Here is a 4,641-nt window from a genome sequence, read left to right as displayed (position 1 = left end):
TTGGATGCAACCACAATCAGTACATTATCAATCAGTTTGGAGTTTTCAGGCAAATAGCTTGCATATGTCACGGCGATAGCCTGACCCATACTCAAGGAGAATATGATTTGGGCGAATGCCGCAAGCCAAATGTTGACGTCCAAAAGCATGCCCCAGTTAGGGTTGAGCAATGTATCGATACCGATGCCTGCGCCAGGCAATGTCAAAGCATAAACAACGATTATTCCCATTATGACAAACAGGGCAGGGATGAGAATCTTTGAAACCTTACCTATACCCTCATCGACGTTCTTGTGGGAAATGAACCACAATACGACCCAAAGCAGGAGTACACATATTGTTGTAGGTAGAAGCAAAAAGCTTGCGTTTGAGAGATTGGAGCTTCCACCAACGGTTTTGGTGAAGTAAAGCGCCGCATCAGTTCCCCAACTGAAAGTGAAACTGCTTAAAAGGTATACCAAATCCCAGCTCAGGATTACCATATAATAGATTGTTACTATAAAAACGAAAAGAACCAGTGCCCAGGCGATGTATTCAAATTGAGGTTTGATCTTCTTTAGGATATTTGAAAACGAATCCTTGAAACTGAATCCTACACCATATTCCAATATTAAAAATGGAACACCCATAATAGCGATTGCAGTGAAGTATGGAATGAAAAATGAACCTCCACCGTTGGAATAAAGAACATAACTGAAACGCCAGATGTTTCCAAGACCAACTGCCGCCCCAATCATTGCAAAGATGAACGCTATTGATGAGTCCCACTCAGTTTTCTCAGCCATAATATCATCTATGTATAATATATTAAACTTACATAATATAATATTGTTGTGAAAGAATGAACGTTTTTGATAAATTTATGATGGGCGAAACATCAGGCATAAACTGGTGTTTTGAAAACAGACACTTTCAGGAAAGACTCGCCGAAAATGGTTTAAGCCAGAAATATGTGGTCGACTGCCTGATTGAAGAAGAACCGATAAGCTGGGAACATGTTGAAAATGATTTATATGCAGTAGTCTACAAGGCGCCAAGCTCAAAGGACTATAAGGAAATCAGAATACTTATGGCATGCAGCGGAAATTCAATTGACCTTGTAACCATCATGAGAAACAATGAAACAACAACCAATCGCCAAAAAAGACAATATCAATCAGATAAACAAAAAAATATAGAAAAAAAGAGATTAAAAGCTTTATCCAAAAGGAAATATTAAAGCCCTTACTCTTCTAAAACTTCAGCTTCATCTTCACTTTCGCTGAACAGCTGATCAAGCATCCATTCGGCATCGTATTCCATGATGTCGTCATAGCCCTGACCGACACCTAAAAACATGATTGGCCTTTGAATGACATAACCTATTGAAAGTGAAGCACCTCCTTTGCTGTCGGCATCTGCCTTTGTAAGGATAACTCCGTCAATATCAATGGCTTCATTGAATTTGGAAGCCTGTTCTGTTGCGTCGTTACCTGTCAGAGCATCACCAACAAAGATAACCAAATCAGGATTTGCAACCCTTTTGATTTTCTTCATCTCATCCATAAGGTTCACATTGGTCTGCATTCTTCCTGCAGTATCGATTAAAACCAGTTCTTTTCCTTGGGCTTTTGCATGCTCGACCGCATCGTATGCAACAGCTGCCGGGTCTGAACCTTTCTTGTGCTTGATGATTTTAACACCGACATTATCAGCATGATAGGTGACCTGCTCTATGGCTCCTGCCCTGAATGTATCGGATGCGGCAATAACCGGAGTGTAGCCTTTTTTAAGATAGTAGTTTGCCAATTTTCCGATTGTTGTTGTCTTTCCTGTTCCGTTGATTCCGACAAACATCACGACAAGGGGTTCGCCCTGAGCCTTTTTCTCTTCAATCATTTCAGTCATTGACTTTCCCGGAATATCGATTATGTCTGATACTGCATTTCTCAATGCGAGGTAAGTGTATTCAGTAATGTCATTGCTTCTTTTGATTTTTTTACCGACCAAATCCTCTTTAACACTTTCACAAACTGCAGTGGCCACTTCCATAGCAACATCGCCCTGCAGAAGTTCCATCTCAAGTTCCCATAAGATGTCCTCTACATGCTTTTCTGAAATGGTCTTTTCACGCACAAATGAGAATATTCCTCCGGAAGCTTCACCGTCGGCAGAAATGTCTTCTTTTTTATCCTTGTTTCTGCTCCAGAAGTGAGACTTCTTCTCTTCGACCTCTTCCTCTTCCAAGGATTCCTCATCATCTTCCTCATCAGACTTATCCTTATTCCTTCTCCAGAAGTGAGACTTCTTCTCTTCGACCTCTTCCTCTTCCAAGGATTCCTCATCATCTTCCTCATCAGACTTATCCTTGCTCCTGCTCCAGAAGTGGGACTTCTTCTCTTCGACTTCTTCCTCTTCCAAGGATTCCTCATCATCTTCTTTTTCATCCTCAGATTTTTTCCCAAAACCAAAGAAACCGGATTTTTTTTCTTCGACTTCTTCTTCTATATCCACATCTTCGCTTTCGGCTTCTTCTGTAGCTTCAGGAAGTAAATTAGAATCGTCTTCCTCTTCTTTTTCCTCCTCTTTCTTACGTCCAAATGAAAAAAATGAAAATCTTTGACCTGATTCTTCTTGGAGGTTGTCTTCTTTTTCGGCTTCTTCAATAAGCTCTTCTTCCAATTTTTCACTAGTTCGTGAAAACTTCTTTTTTAAAGATTCAAACAAAATAATCCAACCTATAAAATTATAATATTACTATTTATAATCCTTTTAATATTTAAAAAATAGCTAAAAAATAGAATTGATAATACATTAATTTAAAAAAAAAGAAAAAAAATGGGAAAGTAACTAACCCATTTGAGTCATGTTGCCTTGAGCGGCAGCTGCGATTTGTTCCGCTTGAGCTTGAAGAGAGCCGATAATATCGGTAACTTGCTGCAAGTTAGCCAACATCTTATCTAAACTGTCTTTCAATTCCTCTTTTTGCCCCGCGATTATTTCACGAGCGCCGTCTGCATCTTTTTTGATTGCATAGCCTGACCCGATACTTACAATAATTTCATCAGTACTTTTAAGTTCTCCTTTAATGAAAGAACCAGCACCAACAGGAACGAAAGCTTCAACAGAATCTTTTCCTTCAATGTCATCTAAAGTGTTGGATAATGCATCGACTTCAGCAATTGTAGCTTGAATCAATTCAATCTGTTGCTTGATTAAATCGGATTGCTGTGTGTATGCATTAATTTCATTAATAAGATTGTTCAATCTTTGTTGGTCTTCCATAATTACACCTTACAATGCATCTATAAAATTTCTTTTACAATAGGGTCTAAAACTTCTTCAGGAGTAATTTCAGCAATTTCATCAATTGAAATTTGGTTCCTATTAATACCATGTTTACTTCCGAAACGTTGATAGATTTTTTCTTCAACATCAGATTCGCTAGTAGCTTTGTATTCTTTAGTAAATTCATGATATGAATCGCCCATTACAAAAGTACCTTTAACTCTGTAAATTTTTGTTATCATATTAAATCCCTCATGATTATATTAATTAAAAATCATCCAAAAAGCCTAACGCTTCTTCAACTCTAGCCATTTCAGGACCAGTACTGTCTTTAGCAACAATAGCTCCATTTGAATTGGAAATAGCGCATGCACCAACTAAAGGTATACCTCTTCCGACAGTACCAATATCGCCTTCTACACCAAATACCTCTTGAGCAAAATTGATTTCACTTTTAACAGCTTTACTACTAATTAAAAATCCTTTATTAGTTACGGTAATTAAAGAACCTATTATGTCGCTTCCAACCATTGAAGTGGATTCGACATTAACATCCAAAGTCTCCTCAACTACCTGAATAGCTTCCTCGCCTAAAAATGGGCTTACAATAGCTCCAGTATCATTTGCCGCAATGATGTTTCCGACGGCAGTGTATTGACCCGGAAGTGTAGCAACATTTAAGCCAAGCTTTTCAAACTGTTCAATTTCTCTATCTAAAACATGTGGGGAAACAACGATACCATTTGAATTAGCTACAGCTAAAGATCCAATGAGACTACTACCTGAAATAGAAGATTTGACAACTTCGACTTCCAATGTTTCCTTAACGATTTCAGCTTTTTCATCCAAAAGGGTATAAGGAACAATAGCCAAATCATCAGTTGCTAGAATGAACACTCCTACATTAGGATTTCCTACAATATCTACTCTTCTTAACATATTGTTACCTCACATTAACTCAATAGCATGGTAAAAGGTACTATAGCTATTCTGCTAAAGTAGCTTGTACAACACCATCATCATCTTTGACTGCTTTTACAGTAATTTTAGAAGGTATTTTTTGAATACCTCTTTCCCAAATAGCATGATTAATAGATTCATCAATTTTAACTTCTTCAGCTTTCATGTGTTTGGTTAAAAATATTTTGACTTCTCTGATAGCTCTAGGAGCTCTGATAGTCCTTTTAACATTTTTAACGTTTCTAAGTGGAATTGTGTAAACTCTTTCCATAATAACCCCTCTTATAATTTAAGACTGTTTCTTCTCCAATGTCTAGGTTTTGGTCTGTATCTAAGTTTACGGTTAGTTTTAGCATAAGCCCAGATTGGAATTCTCCTATTTTGTTTGTTTGCTTTTGCCATTCTTAATTTTTT

7 protein-coding genes and 1 pseudogene are annotated in these 4,641 nt (G+C 37.6%); 1 reads left to right on the top strand and 7 read right to left on the bottom strand.

Annotated elements, in window-relative coordinates; genetic code table 11:
- A pseudogene (locus IJI93_RS06130) lies at positions 1 to 785 on the bottom strand (sodium-dependent transporter); the annotation flags it as partial.
- 56 nt (positions 786 to 841) lie between these two features.
- Here IJI93_RS06130 and IJI93_RS06125 point away from each other — a divergent pair.
- Positions 842 to 1,219, top strand: a complete 378-nt coding sequence (locus IJI93_RS06125; protein WP_292821275.1) for a hypothetical protein — start codon at positions 842 to 844, stop codon at positions 1,217 to 1,219.
- Positions 1,220 to 1,224: 5 nt separating this feature from the next.
- On the opposite strand, the gene ftsY is transcribed toward IJI93_RS06125, so the two are convergent.
- The 6 genes from ftsY to IJI93_RS06095 form a co-directional block, all read right to left on the bottom strand.
- Positions 1,225 to 2,706, bottom strand: a complete 1,482-nt coding sequence (ftsY, locus tag IJI93_RS06120; RefSeq protein WP_292821273.1) for a signal recognition particle-docking protein FtsY — start codon at positions 2,704 to 2,706, stop codon at positions 1,225 to 1,227.
- A gap of 123 nt (positions 2,707 to 2,829) precedes the next feature.
- Positions 2,830 to 3,264 carry a prefoldin subunit alpha gene (gene pfdA / locus IJI93_RS06115; protein WP_292821271.1) on the bottom strand — a complete coding sequence of 145 codons (435 nt, stop codon included), beginning with the start codon at positions 3,262 to 3,264 and terminating at the stop codon, positions 2,830 to 2,832.
- A gap of 20 nt (positions 3,265 to 3,284) precedes the next feature.
- The gene (gene rpl18a, locus IJI93_RS06110; RefSeq protein ID WP_292821269.1) at positions 3,285 to 3,509 is read right to left on the bottom strand and encodes a 50S ribosomal protein L18Ae; all 225 of its coding nucleotides are present in this window, start codon (positions 3,507 to 3,509) and stop codon (positions 3,285 to 3,287) included.
- 25 nt (positions 3,510 to 3,534) lie between these two features.
- Positions 3,535 to 4,206 carry a translation initiation factor IF-6 gene (locus tag IJI93_RS06105; protein ID WP_292821267.1) on the bottom strand — a complete coding sequence of 224 codons (672 nt, stop codon included), beginning with the start codon at positions 4,204 to 4,206 and terminating at the stop codon, positions 3,535 to 3,537.
- A 46-nt stretch (positions 4,207 to 4,252) separates the two neighbouring features.
- Positions 4,253 to 4,498 carry a 50S ribosomal protein L31e gene (locus IJI93_RS06100; protein WP_292821264.1) on the bottom strand — a complete coding sequence of 82 codons (246 nt, stop codon included), beginning with the start codon at positions 4,496 to 4,498 and terminating at the stop codon, positions 4,253 to 4,255.
- An 11-nt stretch (positions 4,499 to 4,509) separates the two neighbouring features.
- Positions 4,510 to 4,641 (bottom strand): 50S ribosomal protein L39e (locus IJI93_RS06095; protein WP_292816608.1); only part of this gene is annotated, 132 nt, incomplete at its 5' end.

The sequence above is a fragment of the Methanobrevibacter sp. genome (genome assembly GCF_017431965.1).
Classification (GTDB): Archaea; Methanobacteriota; Methanobacteria; order Methanobacteriales; family Methanobacteriaceae; genus Methanocatella.
This window is presented reverse-complemented; position numbering and strand designations above follow the sequence as displayed.

Coding starts and splice junctions, on each gene's coding strand:
- IJI93_RS06125 (WP_292821275.1), top strand. CDS start 842: ATGAACGTTTTTGATAAATTTATGATGGGCGAAACATCAGGCATAAAC.
- pfdA (WP_292821271.1), bottom strand. CDS start 3,264: ATGGAAGACCAACAAAGATTGAACAATCTTATTAATGAAATTAATGCA.
- rpl18a (WP_292821269.1), bottom strand. CDS start 3,509: ATGATAACAAAAATTTACAGAGTTAAAGGTACTTTTGTAATGGGCGAT.
- IJI93_RS06105 (WP_292821267.1), bottom strand. CDS start 4,206: ATGTTAAGAAGAGTAGATATTGTAGGAAATCCTAATGTAGGAGTGTTC.
- IJI93_RS06100 (WP_292821264.1), bottom strand. CDS start 4,498: ATGGAAAGAGTTTACACAATTCCACTTAGAAACGTTAAAAATGTTAAA.